Source organism: Telluria antibiotica, assembly GCF_011682055.1.
In the GTDB taxonomy this organism is placed as follows: Bacteria; Pseudomonadota; Gammaproteobacteria; order Burkholderiales; family Burkholderiaceae_D; genus Telluria; species Telluria antibiotica.
The window spans coordinates 23,332-40,583 of record NZ_JAAQOM010000006.1; the positions used below are offsets into that span (position 1 = coordinate 23,332).

At 68.3% G+C, this 17,252-nt stretch carries 17 protein-coding genes; 8 read left to right on the top strand and 9 right to left on the bottom strand.

The genetic code is table 11. The annotated features are described in order from the left end of the window. Positions 1 to 58: 58 nt before the first annotated feature. The 3 genes from tadA to queE are packed head-to-tail and all read right to left on the bottom strand — an operon-like array spanning position 59 to position 1,631. A complete protein-coding gene (gene tadA, locus HAV22_RS11225; RefSeq protein ID WP_166859166.1) occupies positions 59 to 550 on the bottom strand; it encodes a tRNA adenosine(34) deaminase TadA in 492 nt (163 codons plus the stop codon). Continuing rightward, on the bottom strand, positions 543 to 989 hold the full coding sequence (gene queD, locus HAV22_RS11230) for a 6-carboxytetrahydropterin synthase QueD (RefSeq protein WP_166859167.1): 447 nt from the start codon (positions 987 to 989) through the stop codon (positions 543 to 545). The genes tadA and queD overlap by 8 nt, the downstream gene beginning before the upstream one ends. A 6-nt stretch (positions 990 to 995) precedes the next feature. Further along, positions 996 to 1,631 (bottom strand): 7-carboxy-7-deazaguanine synthase, encoded by a 636-nt coding sequence (queE, locus tag HAV22_RS11235; RefSeq protein WP_166859168.1) that lies wholly within the window; start codon positions 1,629 to 1,631, stop codon positions 996 to 998. Between the two features lie 204 nt (positions 1,632 to 1,835). On the opposite strand from queE, the gene HAV22_RS11240 reads away from it, so the two are divergent. Both HAV22_RS11240 and HAV22_RS11245 read left to right on the top strand, forming a co-directional pair. Further along, positions 1,836 to 2,321 (top strand): hypothetical protein, encoded by a 486-nt coding sequence (locus HAV22_RS11240; RefSeq protein ID WP_166859169.1) that lies wholly within the window; start codon positions 1,836 to 1,838, stop codon positions 2,319 to 2,321. A 106-nt stretch (positions 2,322 to 2,427) separates the two neighbouring features. Continuing rightward, the gene (locus tag HAV22_RS11245) at positions 2,428 to 3,414 is read left to right on the top strand and encodes a sensor domain-containing diguanylate cyclase (RefSeq protein ID WP_166859170.1); all 987 of its coding nucleotides are present in this window, start codon (positions 2,428 to 2,430) and stop codon (positions 3,412 to 3,414) included. 6 nt (positions 3,415 to 3,420) lie between these two features. Here the strand turns inward: HAV22_RS11245 and HAV22_RS11250 are convergent, their stop codons facing one another. The 3 genes from HAV22_RS11250 to HAV22_RS11260 all read right to left on the bottom strand — a co-directional run bounded on the left by HAV22_RS11250 (position 3,421) and on the right by HAV22_RS11260 (position 7,028). Beyond that, positions 3,421 to 5,706, bottom strand: coding sequence for a general stress protein (locus HAV22_RS11250; protein WP_166859171.1), 2,286 nt, complete (start codon positions 5,704 to 5,706; stop codon positions 3,421 to 3,423). Between the two features lie 187 nt (positions 5,707 to 5,893). Further along, positions 5,894 to 6,151, bottom strand: a complete 258-nt coding sequence (locus tag HAV22_RS11255) for a hypothetical protein (RefSeq protein WP_166859172.1) — start codon at positions 6,149 to 6,151, stop codon at positions 5,894 to 5,896. Positions 6,152 to 6,161: 10 nt separating this feature from the next. After that, positions 6,162 to 7,028, bottom strand: coding sequence for a DNA/RNA non-specific endonuclease (locus tag HAV22_RS11260; RefSeq protein ID WP_166859173.1), 867 nt, complete (start codon positions 7,026 to 7,028; stop codon positions 6,162 to 6,164). 177 nt (positions 7,029 to 7,205) lie between these two features. Between HAV22_RS11260 and HAV22_RS11265 the strand changes: the two genes are divergently transcribed. From HAV22_RS11265 to HAV22_RS11280, 4 genes are all read left to right on the top strand, one after another. After that, entirely contained in the window at positions 7,206 to 7,598 is a 393-nt protein-coding gene (locus HAV22_RS11265; RefSeq protein WP_166859174.1) for a hypothetical protein, read from the top strand. After that, positions 7,598 to 7,855: a DUF5985 family protein gene (locus HAV22_RS11270; RefSeq protein WP_166859175.1), complete on the top strand. Its 258-nt coding sequence runs from the start codon at positions 7,598 to 7,600 to the stop codon at positions 7,853 to 7,855. Before HAV22_RS11265 ends, HAV22_RS11270 begins: the two co-directional genes overlap by 1 nt. A 10-nt stretch (positions 7,856 to 7,865) precedes the next feature. Next, positions 7,866 to 8,147: a DUF5985 family protein gene (locus HAV22_RS11275; protein ID WP_166859176.1), complete on the top strand. Its 282-nt coding sequence runs from the start codon at positions 7,866 to 7,868 to the stop codon at positions 8,145 to 8,147. Positions 8,148 to 8,209: 62 nt separating this feature from the next. Continuing rightward, positions 8,210 to 8,434, top strand: coding sequence for a hypothetical protein (locus HAV22_RS11280; protein ID WP_166859177.1), 225 nt, complete (start codon positions 8,210 to 8,212; stop codon positions 8,432 to 8,434). On the opposite strand, the gene HAV22_RS11285 is transcribed toward HAV22_RS11280, so the two are convergent. Further along, positions 8,431 to 9,264 carry a phytanoyl-CoA dioxygenase family protein gene (locus HAV22_RS11285; RefSeq protein WP_166859178.1) on the bottom strand — a complete coding sequence of 278 codons (834 nt, stop codon included), beginning with the start codon at positions 9,262 to 9,264 and terminating at the stop codon, positions 8,431 to 8,433. The two genes, HAV22_RS11280 and HAV22_RS11285, sit on opposite strands and share 4 nt — an antisense overlap. A gap of 244 nt (positions 9,265 to 9,508) precedes the next feature. Here HAV22_RS11285 and HAV22_RS11290 point away from each other — a divergent pair, with 244 nt between their 5' ends. Next, positions 9,509 to 11,872, top strand: a complete 2,364-nt coding sequence (locus HAV22_RS11290; protein ID WP_166859179.1) for a PAS domain-containing hybrid sensor histidine kinase/response regulator — start codon at positions 9,509 to 9,511, stop codon at positions 11,870 to 11,872. Here HAV22_RS11290 and HAV22_RS11295 read toward each other — a convergent pair. After that, complete coding sequence (locus tag HAV22_RS11295) at positions 11,852 to 12,289, bottom strand: NUDIX hydrolase (RefSeq protein ID WP_166859180.1); 438 nt, start codon at positions 12,287 to 12,289, stop codon at positions 11,852 to 11,854. The genes HAV22_RS11290 and HAV22_RS11295 overlap by 21 nt on opposite strands. Beyond that, positions 12,286 to 15,978 (bottom strand): response regulator, encoded by a 3,693-nt coding sequence (locus HAV22_RS11300; RefSeq protein WP_208296150.1) that lies wholly within the window; start codon positions 15,976 to 15,978, stop codon positions 12,286 to 12,288. Before HAV22_RS11300 ends, HAV22_RS11295 begins: the two co-directional genes overlap by 4 nt. Before the next feature lie 130 nt (positions 15,979 to 16,108). Here HAV22_RS11300 and HAV22_RS11305 point away from each other — a divergent pair, with 130 nt between their 5' ends. Then, a complete protein-coding gene (locus HAV22_RS11305; RefSeq protein WP_208296151.1) occupies positions 16,109 to 17,230 on the top strand; it encodes a mechanosensitive ion channel family protein in 1,122 nt (373 codons plus the stop codon). The last annotated feature ends 22 nt before the right edge of the window (positions 17,231 to 17,252 follow it).

The window sequence follows — 17,252 nt, forward strand, 5'->3', positions numbered from 1 at the left end:
GCATATCATTTTCGGCAAACCAGTGGCGTCAGCGGTGTGCGCGTGCCGCACTCCCGGCTCAGTCGGTGGACGCGGGCGCGGGCGGACGCCGGGCCGCGCGGCGCTCGGCGAAGAATGCTTTCAGCATGGCGCTCGCTTCGTCGGCCAGCACGCCGCCGACGACGTCCGTGTGGTGATTCAACTGCTCCAGCGCGAACAGGTCGAGGATGGAGCCGCATACGCCCGTCTTCGGGTCCGGTGCCGCATACACGACGCGGGCCAGGCGCGCATGCATCATCGCGCCCGAGCACATCGCGCACGGCTCCAGCGTGACGTACAGCTCGCAGCCCGGCAGGCGGTAATTGCCGAGCTTTTCGGCGGCGGCGCGCAGTGCGACGATCTCCGCGTGCGCCGTCGGATCGTGGCGGCCGATGGGCTGGTTGAAGCCGGCGGCGATCACCTCGCCGTCGCGAACGACAACGGCCCCGACGGGCACTTCGCCGGCCGCCCACGCCTTGCGGGCCTCCTGCAGCGCGAGACCCATATACGTATTGTCGTCCGCGTCAGGCATCCGTGATTTCGGCCCAGCAGTTCGGGGTTTCGTGCAGCACGAGCTTCTGCAGGCGCAGGCCGGTGCCGTACCGGTCCTTGTACGCGGCCTTGAGGATGTTCCACGCGACCTGCGCGAGGTTCTCGACGGTCGGGATGCGGTCGATCACGACCGTCTTGTGGTTTGGCAGGCTGGCGAGGAAGCCGCGCACGGACTCGTCCTTTTCATAGACGAGGAACGCATGGTCCCAGACGTCGACCAGATGCTCCTTCGCGAGCGCCTTGATGTCCGAGAAATCCATGATCATGCCGTTGTCGGAATTGCCTTCGACGTCGATGACTGCGCCCGTCAAGGTGATTTCCAGGGTGTAGCGGTGCCCGTGCAGGTTACGGCACTGGCTCTTGTGGTCGGGGATGCGGTGGCCGGCGTCGAATTCCAGCTTGCGGGTAATGGTCAGCATTGTGCTTCAGGGAATGTTCAGGAGTTTATGGGTCTGGAGGCTCAGCTTCCACTTCGGATTGCGCCGGCAGGTATCGATCGCGAGCTTCGTGTTGAAGGCAGCCAGCGGGCCGTCCATCGGCTGCACGAAGAAATTGTCGAAGTCCAGGTGTTCGTAGGCGGCCAGGTCCTGCCCCGCCTGCGGGATCACGACCTTGATCTCGTTGCCGCGTTCGACGACGAGCGTCGAGCCCATCTTCGGGCTCACGCAGATCCAGTCGACTCCGGCGGGCACGGGCAAGGTGCCGTTCGTTTCGATGGCAATCGTGAAGCCGACGGCGTGCATGGCATCGATCAGCGCCGCGTCCAGTTGCAGCAACGGCTCGCCGCCAGTGAACACGACGTATTTGCTCGCCGGGTAAGACGCGGGCCACAGGCCGTCGATCTCGGCGGCGAGGCTGGCCGCGTCCTTGAACTTGCCGCCCCGTTCGCCGTCGGTGCCGACGAAGTCGGTGTCGCAGAACTGGCAGACGGCGCTGGCACGATCGCTTTCGCGTCCCGTCCACAAATTGCAGCCGGAAAAGCGGCAGAACACGGCGGGGCGGCCCGCATGGGCGCCCTCGCCCTGCAGGGTGTAGAAAATTTCTTTGATGCTGTATGTCACGGTAAAAATCCGGGTAAGGCTCGCGTCAACCTTCCATTATACCGCGAGTGGCGGTGGTCGCAGAAGGTGTCCCTCGCCAAGCGGCGGCCGATGTAAAGACGTTAAAATTGACCGCGAGCAAAAGCGAACCGTTCAGAAAGTCGTACCTTTTGATACGGAAAGTTCCTAACAGCGTCGTCCTAGTCCTCGTCGAAGGGATTCGTCATGAAAACCCTGCTGCTCCAGTCGCTGCGCGCCACCGTCGGGGTCTTGCTCGTGCTGGCCGTATGGCTCGGATGGTCCGACCGCGACCGCATGCTCGCGATGCCGGGGCGGCTGCAGGCCGGTGCGGTGGGCCTCGCCATGATGGCCGTGCTGTTCGTGCTGTTGTGGCGCCGCGTGCGCAGCGAGGACCGCATCGCCCGGCTGGAAGCCGCGCTGTGCCGCGAACAGAAGGCGCGCAGCCAGGCCGACCAGGCGCTGGCCGAATCCGACATGCTGCTCGGCCGCCTGATGGGCGGCACCGATGCGCGCCGCGGCAACCTCGATCCGCTCGCGCAACTGGTCGCCATTCAGTCGGAGCTGTTGCAGGTACGTCGCCAGTATGCGCTCGAAGATCCGCTGCTGGCATCGCGCATCGACTTGTTGTGTACCCGCGTCGACCGGGTCGCGCAGGCCGTCATTGCAGTGCATGCGGCCGAGTCGGGCTGACCGCCGCTTTTCTCTTGTCAAAAATCAAGGGGCGCTATTGTCTCGAGCGCACAATCGGTTCTCGTCAGCAAGAAATTGCTCAATAGACAGAACCGAAGGACGGCTCATGACAAGCACAACAACAATACAGCGCATCATGGATTCCTCGGGCGCGGCGGATCGCGCTTTCGCCCACCAGCTGATGGAGACGCTGGCGATTCCCGTATTCGTGCTCGATACGTCGGCGCGCGTCATGCTGTGGAACCGTGCCTGCGAACGGTTGACGGGCGTGCCGGCGCGCGACATCCTTGGCACGCGCGACCATTGGCGCGGCTTTTTCGAAGACCGCCGCGCTACCCTCGCCGACTTGCTGATCGAGGAGCGCGCCGCCGCGGATGGCCGCATCCCGACCTTGCACGGCCCGGTCGACGACCAGCATCTGACGGCCGAAAGCTGGTGCGACATGCCGCGCGTTGGCCGTCGGCGCTACCTGGCCGCGGACGCCAGCCTCATCTACGATGACCGCGGCCGGCTGGCGGCCGTCGTGGAGACCTTGCGCGACCTGACGGAGGAAAAGCTGGCCCAGATCGCGCTCGAACAGTTGGCCACGCGCGACGGCCTCACGGGCCTGGCCAACCGCCGCTGCTTTGACGAAACCTTGCATGCCGAGTGGGCGCGCGCGCTGCGCCAGCGCCAGCCGCTGTCGCTGCTGATGGTGGACGTCGACAATTTCAAGGCCTACAACGATGCCAACGGCCACCTCGGTGGCGACGAGTGCCTGAAGCGTATCGCCACCGCGGTCGCGGGGGAGATGCGCGCGAACGACCTGGTGGCGCGCTATGGCGGCGAGGAATTCGCCGTCATCCTGCCGAACCAGTCGCTGAAAGGCGCGGCGAGCGTCGCCGAACGCATCCGCACGCGCGTCGAGCAGCTGCAGGTGCCGAACCGCCTGGCGGCGGCGCAGCACGTCACAGTGTCGATCGGCGCCGCCACCGCCATCGCGGCGCCGGACAACAGCGCCAGCGAACTGGTCGCCATTGCCGATGCCGCCCTGTACCGCGCCAAGCACATGGGGCGGAACCGGATCAGCCTGCCGCTGTCCGAAACCGCCTGATCGGCTTTACAGCGTGGCGCGGTCCCAGCCGTGCCGTACGGCCGCCTTCATTTTTTCCCACGTCGACGCGCCGTCCGTGCCGTAGCGTGTATCCCAGTCCGCCCGCAGGTCGTTCTCGACGTCGGACCAGTCGCGGTTGCGGTACCGGACGTCGTTGCGCATCTGCGCGCCGTAGCGGTAGGCCGGCGCGGTGTCGTCGTAGCTCGTGCCGCTGGAGGCGTACTGGTTCGACCAATGGCTGCGGTAGTAGCTGTCGTCGTCGGCACTCGTCGTGTCGCCCGTCATCTTCTCCCAGCCGTGGCGCACGGCCGCCTTGATACGCTCCCAGGCCGACGGTTCGTTGTGCGCGCCGTACTTGCTGTGCCAGTCCTTCTTGAGGTCGCTTTCGGCGTCGTCCCACGAGCGGTCGCGGTACGTGTCGCGGCTGCGCATCTCGTTACCGTATCGGTAGGCCGGCTCGACGTCGTCGTAGTCGGTCCCGGTGGACGCGTAATTCGACTCGTAGTGCGTGTGGTAGTAGGTCGAATCGTCCATGTCGGGCGTGATCTTGTCCCAGCCATGGCGCACGGCGGCCTTGAATTTTTCCCACGTCGACGTGCCGCTCGTGTAGCGCGATTCCCAATCGGCCTTCAGGTCGGACTCGACGTCGTCCCAGTGGCGGCTGCGGTATTTCTGCAGGCGGCGCGCCTCGTCGCCGTAGCGGTAGGCCGGCAGGTAATCGTCGTAGGTCTCGTTGGCGTTCGAGTAGCGCGCGTTCCAGTGCGTGCGGTAGTAGTGGTCGTCGTCGATGTCCGGCGTGATCTTGTCCCAGCCGCGGCGGACGGCCGCCTTGAACTTGTCCCACGTCGATGCGCCGGGGTAGCGCGACTCCCAGTCGCGCTTCAGGTCGGATTCGACCTCGTCCCATGAGCGGTCGCGGTATTTGGCGGTCGACCGCATCTCGGTGCCGTACCGGTAGGCCGGTTCGTACTCCTCGTAGCCGCCGCCCAGGCTCGAATAATTGTCGTGCCAGTCAGCGTGGTACCAGTCGTCCGTGTCCAGGTCGGGCGTGATCTTGTCCCAGCCGTGGCGCACGGCCGCCTTGAACTTCTCCCACGTCGACACACCCGGGTTGCGGGCTTCCCAGTCCGTTTTCAGGTCCGATTCGACGTCGTCCCAGGGCCGGTCGCGGTATTTGGCGTTCCTTCGCATCTCGGTGCCGTAGCGGTACGCGGGCGCATAGTCGTCGTAGCTGTCGCCCAGCCCGGAGTAACGCTGGACCCAGTCGTTGCGATAGGTGTCGTCGTACGAACCGTCCGTGCCACGGTCCTGAGAAAACACGCGCACCTTGCCGCGCGAGCTCGACGTCGACGTGTCGCGCTGCATCGAGCCGGACTGGTTGCCCATCATCGCGGTGCCGCCCAGCGACGTGTCGTCCGAGCCGGGAATCGACGCCGTGCCTTGCAGGACCGAGCCGGACTGGCTCAGTGAGCCGCCTTGCGACACCTGGCGCGACGTACCCGGATTCAGCGACGAGCTCTGCGTGCCGCTCAGCGTGTTGCCGCCGGTGGCGCTGTCGAGCGAGCCGCCGGACTGCTCGTTGGCCCCCAGCGGTTCCTGGTACGTCATGTCCTTCGGGACGGGGTCGTTGATGTTCTGCGTGCCGAAGAAATTGCGGTCTTCCTCGGACGAGTACTGCAGCGAGCCCGGCTCCGTCCCCGGCGGCGTGCCCTGGTACGAGCCGGAAGATGCCGACCCGCTGCCGGCACTGCCCGACTGCGCCGACATGCTGCGCGACTGCTGCATGCCGGACGCGCCAGCGCCGAGGACGCCCGCGCCGCCCGTCTCGCGCGCCCACTGGTCGTGGCGCTCGTCGATGTCGACGGGGCCGAAGCGCTCGATGATGTCGGCCGCACGCTCCACTTCCGGCTCGGATTCCGTCGTGAGGGTGAGGACGTGGTGGCCGCGCGTGACGGCGTACGAATACTTCATCGCGTGCTCGTTCGTGTCCGACCCGAACAGGCTCGTGAAGAAATGCTTGATCGACGCGCCGAAGCCTTCCTCGTGCGCGCCCGTGAGCATTTCGTCGTTGCCCGTCACGCTGTTCGACTGGCCCGTGGGGTCGGCGCTGGAGAGGCTCGCATCCGTGCGCGAGAAGCCCGACGCCAGCAATTCGTCCAGCGCGTTCTGGGCATCGCTTCGGTTGTCGAAGACTGCTACTAGGGTATGTCGCATGATGGTTTCCTCCGATGTCATCGTATGGTTGCCGGCCTTGCCGAAGCGCGCCACGCCGACCTGCTCGCAGCGGAGCACGACGTTTTCCGCGTGGAGATCCTCGCGCCGGTTTCTTGTCGAGACTACTCCAAAGCGACAGCGTTGCGCGCACCATTGACCCCGTACAACTCATGCGTAAACACCCTGGCGCGCGGCCATGAAAAACGGGCCTCGCGGCCCGTGTCTTCGATGCGTTTCGTTCGTCCGCGCACGGACCGGCGCGCGCTCAGCCGAAGGGGTTTGCGACCGTCTTGACGTCCGGCGGCGGCAGCTTGTCCGGCAGGCTTTTCGCTTCCAGCGCGGCGACGACGCGGCCCAGCAGGTCGTGCAGCTGGCGCGCCTTGGCGAGGCCGTCCTTGTCGGCCGTGAGATCGACGTCGCCGGACACCGTGATCCGGTCGACACGGTTTTCAACCATCAGGCGGCCCACTTCGACGACGTTGGCTTCGTTCTCGTACGGGGCGAAATTCGGTTTGCTGTTCATGGACTTCCTTTCAGTGGCGGTTGCGCCGGCCGCGCGGCGCCTTGTCGTGGATCTCCGGCAGGTCCAGTACGCGCTCCTTCTCCGCGTCGGACAGCGCGGGCAGCAGGTTGATGCCGATGATGCGTTCGAGTTCCGGGACCGGGATCACGTTCGGCTTGGCGTCTGCGGTGTTCTCGACGAACCAGGCGGCGCCGGCGCGCTGGCGCGGGCTGTACACCAGTTTATACAAATGCGTAGGCACGAGCACGTTGCCGATCTTGCGCAGGTCCGTGCCGAGGAAGGCGGGCCCCGTGACGACGTACAGGTCGCCTTCCTTCTTCGCCATGCGGCGGACGGCCCCTTCGATGCCGGCCCACAGGTTGCGGTTGTTCTCGCCGTCCTGCGGGACGATGTTGGCAAGGCTGAAGCTGTCGCGCTGGCTGTCGCGATCCGGCATGTCGCCGTTCGGCGCCATGTGGCCGCGGTCGTAGCCGCTGCGGGAATAATCGGACAGCTCGGCGCGCTGGTCGGACCGCAGGCGCGGCTCCGGGTGGAACGAGTTTTCACGCGACAATTCCTGTGCCGCCTCGATGTTCTGCGCCTGCAGGTGCTCCGCCGACCACAGCGGAGTGCGCGTGACGCCGGAATGCAGCACGCTGAAGACGTTGAAGCACAGCTCCTCCGTCTCCTTGCCCAGCCTTGGGTTCGTGATGCGCGGCGGTTCGCCCGCCACGAAATGGTCGTGGCAGGTCTGCGGCCGGGGCGCGCCGGTGCCGGCATGCGCTGCCGTGTCGGCGGGTACGGGCGCCGCGGACCCGTGTGCGGCGTCGCGGTGGCACGCACCGAGCGACAACAGGGACGCCAGCAGGAGCGCGGGCGTAAACAACTTCTTCAGCATAATGAATCGACAAGATCAAGAATTCCGTCATTTTAGCCGACGAGAGCTTGAGCTATCGCACGGGTTCTCGTCGGAACACCCGCGCACGGTTGGATGCAAAGACCTGCATTTCCCGCGGGAATACTATAAAATCCCCGTTTCAAAATATAAAGTATATTTGTCCAAACGTAGATGGCGATGGATAAGCCCTCCATACCCGAGGATCTCCGACGCTTCGTGCTGACCAGCATACCGTCGGTTCCTTTCCTGGAAGCGTTGCTGCTGATGCGCGCGGCGCCGGACCAGACGTGGCGCCTCGACATGCTGGCGCGGCGTCTGTACGTGCGCGAAAAAACGGCCGAGGACCTGCTGGCCGACCTGTGCCGGGCCCGCATCGCCAGTCCCTGCACGGAGCACGGGGTGGAAGGCTACCGCTACGCCCCCGCCGATGCCGGACTGCGCGAGCGCATCGACCGCCTCGCCGACCTCTACGCGACCCATCTGGTCGAAGTCACGCACCTGATCCACTCTTCCCTCGACCGCAAGGCCCAGCAATTCGCGGACGCGTTCAAATGGCGCAAGGATTCCTGATGGCGATTACGATCTATACGCTGTGCACCCTGACGTCGCTGGCCTGTGCCTGGCTGTTGTTCGGCAGTTACCGGCGCACCGGCCACCGCCTGCTGTTCTGGAGCGGCGCATCGTTTGCCGTGCTGACGATAAACAATGTATTCCTCATGCTGGACAAGGTCGTGTTCCCGGATGTCTACCTGCTGCCCGTGCGCCAGGTGTCGGCCCTCGTGGCCGTGCTCCTGCTGCTGTACGGCCTGATCTACGAGAAGGAGTAACGGGACCGACATGAACGACCTGTTTGCCGGCGCCATCGCCATGGCCTCATTCGTCATCGCGCTGTTCTTCCTGCGCTTCTGGCGCGATTCGCGCGACCGCTTCTTCCTGTACTTCGCCCTGTCGTTCGGCATCGAGGGCGTGCACCGGATCGTGTCCGCGCTCAGCTACGACGACAACGAGGACTCGCCGCTGCACTACCTCGTCCGCCTGCTCGCGTATGGCCTGATCCTGTGGGCGATCCTGGAAAAGAACCTGCCCGCGCGCGGCGGCCGCCGGGAAGACGGCCGTTAGCGTGCGCCCGGCCGCCCTCCCCTGCGCCATAATCGGCTCCGACAACGCCATGGGAGGACGGCATGACCCAGCAAGACAAACCGAAAGACGGGCGCAGCGAACAGCGCGCCGACCCCGGCCAGCCCCAAGGGGCGCCCAGCGGCGCCAAGGACCGCTCGGAGAACCTGCTGCCGGCCGACGACGCGCAGGACGGCCGCTACGACGTGGCCGAGGAAGTGAACCTCGACCAGCAATCGGACCAGCTGCGCCGCGTCGGCCAGCCGCCGAAAGACATCCCGAGCCGCTAACCCGTCAACCCCATGCGCAGGCCCTCGATCGTGTGGGCCTGCTCGATGTTTTCCAGCGCCGGCACGATGCGGCAGCGCAGGTGATCGCGCACGGCATCCGGCAGCGCATCCCAGTACGCCTGCGTGACCTGCAAGTCGTGCTTGTCGGCGTTGCGGCCATCAGGCGCATCCACGCCCAGCACGAGGACGGGCCGCGACCGGTTGCTGCGGTTCGCCGTGCCACGGTGGATCGTCAGCGCCGAGCGGGCCGAGATGTCGCCCACCTGCGGCAGCTTGCGCTGGGCGCGGGCCTCGTAGCGGGGGTACAGCGACTTGTCCGGGAACATCGGGTCGCCGCCGGCCAGGTCGTCCCATTGCGTGCCCGGCGCGATCTCGAACGGGCCGATTTCCTCCGTCACGTCGACCGTCGTCAGGTTGAACGCGAGCGAATTCAGGCGCCGTCCCACGAGCGTCTCCGGCGGTGCCGGGAAGTCGCGGTGCCACGGCTGGTGCATGGCGCCCGGGAACGGGATGTCGAAGCCGACCTCCACGATCTTGTAGTCCGGCCCGAGCACGGCCCGGCACACGGCCACGACCCACGGATGCGTGGCCAGCCCGACGAAGCCGCGCAGCCGCTCCGGATGCACCTCGACGTAGTAGCGGAACGGGCCGCGTTCGAGGGCGCCGCGCGGGCGCGCGCGCGCCTCGGCGAACAGGGTTTCGATGTCTTCCTTCACTTGCGCCACCCATTCGGCGCTGAACGCGCCCTTGCAGGCGATGATGCCGTCGCCGTACAGGCCGCCCATGATGGCGCCAACGTCGTAGCCGGCGCCCTCGTTCGATACTTGCATGGTGTTCTCCTTGCTGTGCAGCGGGACCGGCATGGTAGGCCGGCGTGCCCGCGGCCCCATCCTACCGGCGATGCGCGGCGCCCGGCGCCCGGCTGTCCCGACCCAGTTGACAGCCGGGCCCGCAACTCCTACATTCGGAACACGATGAACTTCACATTCTGCGTATGCATGCCGCGGTAACGACCGCTCCGGACGCATCCCGGCGCGCGCCGTACGTCGCGCCTGCCGCGCGCGGAGCATATGCATGAGCGGCCCCACCCAAGGACGCGTGCTGTTACTGTGCGACCGTCCGGTCCCGGACCCCGCCGTCGGCACCGTCGCCGCGGAACTGGGCTATGAGCCGGTCCGCGCCCGCACGCTCGACGAGGCCCTGTGCCACGCGCGCCATCCGGACGAGCAGCCCGGCTTCGCGCTCGTCCTGGCCGGCTATTCCGGCGATGCAGACCTGCTGTTCGAGAGCGTGCGCCAGTTGCGCGCGGCGTTGCCGGAAGCGCCCGTCATCGTCCACGGCATCCCCGCCGCACCGCCGTTCACGCTGGAGTCGCTGTACGACGCCGGGGCACTCGCCGTGCTGCACGATCCCGTGTCGCTGCCGATCCTGCGCGCCAAGGCCCGCTTCTTCCTCGACGCCTACGCGACGGCGGCCCAGCGGCGGCGCGCGGAAGCGGCGCTGCAGGAGACCCGCGCGCGCCTGGAGGCCATCATCACCGCCGCCGAGGTGGCCGTCTGGACGATGGACATCGCGACCGGTCGCGTCGTCGCCGACGTCCGCATGGTCGAGATGTTCGGCCTGCCGCCGGAAGACGCGGGCGGCGCCGACGTGGCGGCCTATTTCGCCGTCATCCATCCGGACGACGTGCCGCCCACGCAAGCGCTGCTCGGCCACGCCATGCAGACGGGCGAACCGTACGACGCCACGTTCCGCGTCCGGACGGCTGAGGGTGGCTGGCGCTGGGTCATCGCGCGCGGCCGCCTGGACCGCGACGGCGGCGGCCCGCGCGGCATGATGCGCGGCGTCGTGATCGACGCGTCGCTGCAGAAACAGGCCGAGGAGCGGCTGCAGGCCAGCGAGGAGCGCTACCGTACGCTGTTCGATGCGATCGGCGAGGCCGTGTGCGTCATCGAGATGGTGTACGACGGTGCCGGCGTCCCGTGCGACTACCGCTTCCTCGAAGTGAACCCCGCCTTCGTGAAGGCCACCGGCCTCGCCGACGCCGTCGGGCACACGGCGCGTGCCCTGGTCCCGTCGGATGCCGCGCGCTGGCTCGACGCCTTCGCCAAGGTCGCGGCGGGCGGGGATCCGGTGCACTTCGTCGACCAGGTCGAGCGGCTCGAGCGCTGGTACGACGTCTCCGCGGCGCGCGTGGGGCCCGTGGGCAGCCGCAAGGTCGTCGTGCTGTTCACGGACATCACGGAACGCCGCCGCACCGAAGTCGAACTGCGCCGCCTCGCCGACGACCTGGCCGAGCAGGACCGCCGCAAGACCGCGTTCCTGGCGACGCTCGCGCACGAGCTGCGCAATCCGCTCGCGCCGATCCGCAGCGGCCTGCAGCTGATGCGCCGCACCCGCTCCGACCCGACCGCGATCGCGCGCGTGCAGGACATCATGGACCGCCAGCTCGACCACCTCGTGCACCTCGTCGACGACTTGCTCGACGTGGCCCGCATCACGCGCGGCCAGGTCGAGCTGAAACCCGCGCTGGTGAACCTGGCCGACGTGCTGAATGCGGCCGTGGAGACGAGCATGCCGCTGATCGAGGCGGCGCGCCACCGCCTCGACGTGCGCCTGCCGCCGGAACCGCTGGTGCTGCACGCGGACGCCACGCGCATCACGCAGGTGGTCAGCAACCTCCTGAACAACGCCGCGAAGTACACGCCGCGCGGCGGGCATATCGTGCTGGCGGCCGAACGTGATGGTGAGCAGGCGCTGATCGTCGTGTCCGACAACGGCATCGGCATCCCGCCCGAATCGCTGGGCGAGGTCTTCCAGATGTTCACCCAGGTCGCGCACGCGGCGCAGCACATGCCGGGCGGACTCGGGATCGGCCTGTCGCTCGTGCGCAGCCTCGTCGAACTGCACGGCGGGACGATCACGGCGGCGAGCGGCGGCACGGGCATGGGCAGCGTGTTCACCGTGCGGCTGCCGCTCGCGCGCAGCGCGCCCGCGCCGGACGCGGCCCCCGCGCCGACAGGGGCCGAGGCGTCCGCCGTGGCCGCGCTGCGACTGCTCGTCGTGGACGACAACCGCGACGCCGCCGACACGCTGGCCGCGCTGCTGTCCGTGATGGGGCACGACGTCGTCGTCGCCCACGGCGGGCACCAGGCGCTGCGCATGCTCGACGGCCTCCAGCCTGACGCCGTCTTCCTCGACATCGGCATGCCCGGCATGTCCGGTTACGAGGTGGCCGAGGCCGTGCGGCGCGAGCCGCGCAACGATGGCGTGATGCTGGTCGCGCTCACGGGCTGGGGCGGCGCGGCCGACCGCGCGCGCACCGCGGAGGCCGGGTTCGACGCTCACCTGACGAAGCCGGCGACGGTGACGGCGATCGAATCGGTGCTGCGCGACGTCGAGGCGCGCCGCGCTCCTTCACCAGCCGATCGCGAGTAGCCGCGCGGCCATGCGCGGCCAGCACAAGGTCGCCACTTCGTCCCGCGTGGCCCAGCGGAAGCCGTCCATCTCCGGCGTCGGCGCGCCCGTCGCGTGGTGCGGATACATGCTCGTGCAGGTGAGGTGCGCGAGGTCCGGCAACGTAGCGCCGACGTCCACGCGGTACAGGTGCAGCATCTTGTCGCGGCGGTAGTCGAAGCGTCCCAGTTCGCGGAACGCTTCCGGTGGAAATTCGAGGCCCATCTCTTCGCGCAGTTCGCGCATCGCGGCTTCCAATGTCGTCTCGCCCGGGTCCAGCAGGCCTTTCGGAATGTCCCAGCGGGGCGTGTGGGTCACGTGGCCCAGCAGCAGGCGCCCGGTGGCGTCGACGACGAGCGTGCCGCAGGAGACGTCGATCGGGGCGGATCCCTTCCTCATGGCAGCGTGCGCGCGGCGGCGGCCAGCGCCTGTTCCAGCGCCTCCAGGCTCACGGGTTTCGTCAGGTGCTGGTCGAAGCCCGCGTCGTGCGATTGCTGCTGGTCGCTCTGGGCGCCCCATCCCGTCAGCGCGATGAGGACGATCTGGCGCACGCCCTGGCTGTGGCGGATGGCGCGCGCCACCTCGTAGCCGCTCATGCCGGGCAGGCCGATGTCGAGCAGCACGAGGTCGGGCCGCACGTCCAGTGCCAGGTGCAGGCCTTGCGGCCCGTCGCGGGCGACCCACGCCGTGTGGCCGAGCACCTCCAGCAGTGCGACGAGGCTGTCGGCGGCGTCCGCGTTGTCGTCCACGACGAGCACGCGCAGCGGCACAGGCGGCCGCGGCTCGGCGCGGTCGCCCGATTCCGCGCCGGCCGCGCGGGCGTGCGGCGAACCGGGATGCAGCGGCAAGCGCACGGTGAACGTGCTGCCCCGGCCGCGCCCGGCCGAGAACGCGTTCACGCGGCCGCCGTGCAGTTCGACGAGACGGCGAACAAGCGAGAGGCCGATCCCGAGGCCGCCCTGCGCACGGTCCAGGCTCCCGCGCACCTGCGTGAACATCTCGAAGACGGAGCCGATCGCCTCGGGCGGGATGCCGATGCCCGAGTCGGACACGGCGACGACGGCATGCCCGTCCTCGCGCCACGCGCCCAGCGCGACGCGGCCGCCGGACGGCGTGTACTTGGCGGCGTTGTTGAGCAGGTTCGAGAGTACCTGCACCATGCGCGTGACGTCCGCCAGCAGCGGCAGCGGTTCGGCGGGCACGTCCACCACGAGGCGGTGGCCGTGGCTCTCGAGCAGCGCGGCGCTCGTCTCGACGGCCATCTGCACGATGGCCTTCAAGTCCACCTCTTCCTTCTTGAGCTCGATCTTGCCGCGCGTGATGCGGGCGATGTCGAGCAGGTCGTCGACGAGGTGGATCAGGTGGCCCAGCTGGCGGTCCATCATCGCGTGCACGCGCGCCGCGGCGTCCGGCTCGCGCGGCGCCATGCGCAACAGGTCGAGGCCCGTACGGATCGGCGCGAGCGGGTTGCGCAGCTCGTGCGCCAGGGTGGCGAGGAATTCGCTCTTGCGGTGGTCCGCCTCCGACAGGTCGGCGGCCACCCGCCGCAGCTCGTCCTCGGCGCGCTTCTGCGCCGTGATGTCGCGCGTGATGGTCGCGAGGCCGATGTTGTTGCCGTCGGCATCGCGCACGGCGAAGCCCTTGAAATACACGGGCACGGATTCGCGCCCGTCCGGCTGCGCGAGGCGCAATTCGCCTTCCCAGGCGGCGGCAATGCCCGTCAGCGCCGCCATCACGTGGTCGCGCACGAACGGCCGGTCTTCGCGTGGGAAGAAGTCGATCATGCGCCATGCGGCGATGTTCGTGCGCTCGTCGAGGCCCGCGAGGCGGCGCCCGGCCGGATTCAGGTAGATGCCGCCCGCGTCCGGCGTGAAGATGCCGATGAAGTCGGACGACTGCTCGGCCACCGCTGCCAGCCGGCGGATGCCCTCCTCGGCGCGGCGGCGGTCCGTCTCGTCGCGGAAGTACAGCGCGAGGCCGCCCGTTTCCGCGCCGGCCGCGCCCATCGGGAAGGAATTGATCTCGAACCAGCGGTGCTGGTCGTCGTCGTACGCTTCGATGCGGCTGCGCGTGCCCTCCAGCGCCGTCCGCCGCAGCGCCTGTTCCTGCGGCCCGCCGCGCAGCCGGGCGAACAAGTCCCAGAACTGCGCGCCGACGAGTTCCGTGCGCTGCCTGCGCGTGACGGCTTCCGCCGCGCCGTTCGCGTACGTGATGCGCCAGGCCGGGTCGAGCGCAATGAAGCCCTCGCTCATGCTTTCCAGGATCGCGCGCGAGCGGTGCTCGGCCGCCTGGCGTTCGGCCGCCTCGTGGCGCTGGCCGATCACCAGCGACGCCGTGTTGGCCAGCAGCGCCAGCGCCGCCTCTTCCTGCGGCCCGGGCAGCCGTCGTTCGCGGTAGTACAAGGTGAACGTGCCCAGCACGGCGCCCGACGGGGCCAGGATCGGCAGCGCGCGCGCCGCGGCCACGCCGTGCGCCCGGGCGATTGCCACGTACGGCTGCCACAGCGGGTCGGTGGCGATGTCGGCGCAGCCGATCGGTTCGCCGCGCCAAGCCGCGCTGCCCGCCGCGCCGGCCACGGGGTCGACGGGCACCGCGTCGAGCGCGCGCTGGAAATCGACGTCGAGCGACGGCGCCGCGGCGTGGCGCAGCCGGCCGTCCGGCGCCATCAACTGCACGGAGGCGAGCGCCGCGCCGCCGCCGTAGTCCTCGGCCGTGCGCGCCAGCACGTCGAGCACGTCGCCCAGCGGCGCATCGGTGACGGCCAGCTCAAGCGCGCCGCGCTGGCCGATCGCGAGCAGGTTCGCGCGCGTGCGTTCGGTGACGTCGACGCCGTGCAGCAGCACGCCGGACACGCTGCCGTCCGGGTCGCGCAAGGCCATGCAGACGAAGTCGAGGAAGTGTTCGGCGACGGCGGCGCCATTGCCATCGGCATCCTGCAGCATCAACAGGCGTACGTTGTGGCCTTCGACGGCCTCGCCGGTGCGGTAGACGCGGTCGAGCACGTCGACGAAGCCCTGCCCTTCCAGTTCCGGCAGCGCGACGCGCACGGGGCGTTGCGCGAGCGGGCGGCCGCCGGCCAGCTCCAGGTAGCGCTGGTTGGCCATCTCGATCACGTGTTCCGGCCCGCTCATCACGCACATGATGGCCGGGGCGCGGTGGAAGATGTCGCGCATGCGCTCGCTTGCGGCCTGCAGTTCGCGCAGCAGGCGCTCGCGTTCGGCCTCCGCTTCGCGCCGGCTGTCGTCCAGCCGCCGCTCGCTTTCGGCCAGGCGTTCCGCGGCGAGCTTTTCCGCCGTCGCGTCGCGGATGATCTTGGCGAAGCCCACGTGCGTGCCCGCTTCGTCGCGCAGCGGCACCAGCACGCCGTCGGCGTAGAAGCGGCTGCCGTCGCGCCGCACGTGCCAGCGGCGGTCGTCCGCGCGGCCCTGCTCGAGCGCACGCCGCGCTTCCTGTGCGGGCACCCCGGCCGCCGCGTCCTCCGCCGTGAACAGCACGTCGGCACTGCGGCCATGCACGGCATCCGCATCCCACCCCGTGATCGCGGCCGCGCCGCCTTCCCATTCCGTGACGATGCGCTCGACGTCGGTGCCGATGAACGCGTAGTCGCGGATGTTGTCGAGGATGAGGCGCAAGCGCGCGTCGCGCGAGCGGAGCTGGGCGCGGTGGCGTTCTTCCTCGATGCGCGCCAGCTCCACATTCTTGCGGAACAGGTCGATGAAGACGGCGACCTTGGCGCGCAGCACGACGGGATTGAAGGGCTTCGTGAGGTAGTCGACCGCGCCCAGCGCATACGCGCGCTCGAGCGGGAATTCGGCGGCGTCGCCGGCGGTCAGGAAGATGATAGGCAGGCTGTGCGTTCGCGGGTGCTCGCGGATCAGGCCGGCGAGCTCGAAGCCGTTCATCGTCGGCATGCGCACGTCCAGCAGCACGACGGCGAAGTCGTTGGCGAGCACTTCGCGCAACGCGGCCTCGCCCGACGTCACGGCGACGAGCGTCTGGCCAAGGTCCGCCAGGATGGCTTCCAGCACCGCCAGGTTGGCCGGCTGGTCGTCGACGAGCAGGATCTTGGTGGTCTGGTCGGGGGGCATCGGTTGTGCGGCGAGGGATTGATGCAAATAAGACAATGTATGCCGCGTCCTGCTGAAAGTCAATTGTGCGCGGCGTGCAGGCGCCCGCCCCCAAACTAGCGGCTGGCTTTTGCACCTCTGGAGTGTCTCGATGATGTTTCCGTTCCTGTCCCGGACAGGCCAGTTATCTTTCCTCGGCAATCCGTTCGAAGCGTGGGCAGGCGCGCTGGCGGTGACCTTCGGCGCCGCGGTTGCGATGATGTTCGCCCGGGCGTTCGTCCTGCGGCGCGTGGAGGCCGTGGCCCGGCGGACCCGCACGCGGCTGGACGATTTCGTCACGCGCATGCTGTCGCAGACCTATCTGCTGTTCATCGTCGTGTTCGCGATTTATTTCGGCAGCACGTTCCTGGAGCTGACGGCGAAGCAGGAGAAATTCGTCGCGCGCATCGCCATCGCGGCGCTGATGCTGCAGGCGGCCGTCTGGGGCGACACGGGCCTGCGCGCGTGGCGCGACCAATTCAGCATCGGCCCCGTCGACGGCGAGCGGCGCGCGTCCAGCAGCGTGCTGTGCTTCATCTCGCGCCTGCTGCTGTGGGTCGTCGTCACGTTGATGATCCTCGATAATTTCGGGATCAACATCACCACCCTGGTCGCCAGCCTGGGCATCGGCGGCGTCGCCGTCGCGCTGGCCACGCAGAATATCCTGGGCGACTTGTTCGCCTCGCTCTCCATCATGCTGGACAAGCCGTTCGAGGTCGGCGACTTCATCATCGTGGGCGACGTGCTGGGCTCCGTCGAGCACATCGGTCTCAAGACGACGCGCGTCCGCGGCCTGGGCGGCGAGCAGGTCGTGTTCTCCAACGGCGAACTGCTGAAGAGTCGCATCCACAACCACAAGCGCATGCAGACGCGGCGCGTCGCGTTCGTGCTGCGCGTCGCGTACGGCATGCCGGAAGACCTGCTGTGCCGCATCCCTCACATCATCCGGGAGATCATCGCGAGCAAGCCGAACATCGATTTCGAGCGCGCCCACTTTTTCGCCTGGGGCCAGTGGTCGCTGGATTTCGAAGTCGTCTACCACTACCGCAGCCCCGACTACATCCTGCACATGGACGCGCAGCAGGACATCTTCCTCCAGATTTATCGCCGCTTTCAGCAGGAGGGCATCGAGTTCGCGCACCCGTTGTCGATCGTGCGCCTGGACGACCCGCGGCTGGCCGACACCCTCCTGCGCCGCGATGGTGCGCCGCCGCCCGGTCCCGCTTTTCACTGAACTATTGCACCAAAATGGACAG

Excerpts from the sequence above, each read along its gene's own strand:
- HAV22_RS11245 (WP_166859170.1), top strand. The coding sequence starts at position 2,428 with ATGACAAGCACAACAACAATACAGCGCATCATGGATTCCTCGGGCGCG.
- HAV22_RS11255 (WP_166859172.1), bottom strand. The coding sequence starts at position 6,151 with ATGAACAGCAAACCGAATTTCGCCCCGTACGAGAACGAAGCCAACGTC.
- HAV22_RS11270 (WP_166859175.1), top strand. The coding sequence starts at position 7,598 with ATGGCGATTACGATCTATACGCTGTGCACCCTGACGTCGCTGGCCTGT.
- HAV22_RS11285 (WP_166859178.1), bottom strand. The coding sequence starts at position 9,264 with ATGCAAGTATCGAACGAGGGCGCCGGCTACGACGTTGGCGCCATCATG.
- tadA (WP_166859166.1), bottom strand. The coding sequence starts at position 550 with ATGCCTGACGCGGACGACAATACGTATATGGGTCTCGCGCTGCAGGAG.
- HAV22_RS11290 (WP_166859179.1), top strand. The coding sequence starts at position 9,509 with ATGAGCGGCCCCACCCAAGGACGCGTGCTGTTACTGTGCGACCGTCCG.
- HAV22_RS11240 (WP_166859169.1), top strand. The coding sequence starts at position 1,836 with ATGAAAACCCTGCTGCTCCAGTCGCTGCGCGCCACCGTCGGGGTCTTG.
- HAV22_RS11275 (WP_166859176.1), top strand. The coding sequence starts at position 7,866 with ATGAACGACCTGTTTGCCGGCGCCATCGCCATGGCCTCATTCGTCATC.
- queD (WP_166859167.1), bottom strand. The coding sequence starts at position 989 with ATGCTGACCATTACCCGCAAGCTGGAATTCGACGCCGGCCACCGCATC.
- HAV22_RS11280 (WP_166859177.1), top strand. The coding sequence starts at position 8,210 with ATGACCCAGCAAGACAAACCGAAAGACGGGCGCAGCGAACAGCGCGCC.
- HAV22_RS11295 (WP_166859180.1), bottom strand. The coding sequence starts at position 12,289 with ATGAGGAAGGGATCCGCCCCGATCGACGTCTCCTGCGGCACGCTCGTC.
- HAV22_RS11300 (WP_208296150.1), bottom strand. The coding sequence starts at position 15,978 with ATGCCCCCCGACCAGACCACCAAGATCCTGCTCGTCGACGACCAGCCG.
- HAV22_RS11305 (WP_208296151.1), top strand. The coding sequence starts at position 16,109 with ATGATGTTTCCGTTCCTGTCCCGGACAGGCCAGTTATCTTTCCTCGGC.
- HAV22_RS11265 (WP_166859174.1), top strand. The coding sequence starts at position 7,206 with ATGGATAAGCCCTCCATACCCGAGGATCTCCGACGCTTCGTGCTGACC.
- HAV22_RS11260 (WP_166859173.1), bottom strand. The coding sequence starts at position 7,028 with ATGCTGAAGAAGTTGTTTACGCCCGCGCTCCTGCTGGCGTCCCTGTTG.